We start from the raw sequence: 611 nt of genomic DNA, 5'->3' as shown, positions 1-611 counted from the left end.
GGTGCTGCTCGCGCATTCGACCAGATCGATAACGCGCCGGAAGAAAAAGCTCGTGGTATCACCATCAACACTTCCCACGTTGAATATGACACCCCGACTCGCCACTACGCGCACGTAGACTGCCCGGGCCACGCCGACTATGTTAAAAACATGATCACCGGTGCTGCGCAGATGGACGGCGCGATCCTGGTTGTTGCTGCGACTGACGGCCCGATGCCGCAGACTCGTGAGCACATCCTGCTGGGTCGTCAGGTAGGCGTTCCGTACATCATCGTGTTCCTGAACAAGTGCGACATGGTTGATGACGAAGAGCTGCTGGAACTGGTTGAAATGGAAGTTCGTGAACTTCTGTCTCAGTACGATTTCCCGGGCGACGACACTCCGATCGTTCGTGGTTCTGCTCTGAAAGCGCTGGAAGGCGACGCTGAGTGGGAATCTAAAATCATCGAACTGGCTGGCTTCCTGGATTCTTACATTCCGGAACCAGAGCGTGCGATTGACAAGCCGTTCCTGCTGCCGATCGAAGACGTATTCTCCATCTCCGGTCGTGGTACCGTTGTTACCGGTCGTGTAGAGCGCGGTATCATCAAAGTTGGCGAAGAAGTTGAAAT

At 54.8% G+C, this 611-nt stretch carries 1 protein-coding gene; it reads left to right on the top strand.

Annotated elements, in window-relative coordinates:
• Positions 1-611: GTP-binding protein (locus ABLV75_RS02875; RefSeq protein ID WP_233446296.1), on the top strand; the 611-nt coding region annotated here is incomplete at both ends.

The sequence above is a fragment of the Klebsiella sp. CN_Kp066 genome (assembly GCF_040065135.1).
GTDB lineage: Bacteria > Pseudomonadota > Gammaproteobacteria > Enterobacterales > Enterobacteriaceae > Klebsiella > Klebsiella oxytoca.
This window is presented reverse-complemented; position numbering and strand designations above follow the sequence as displayed.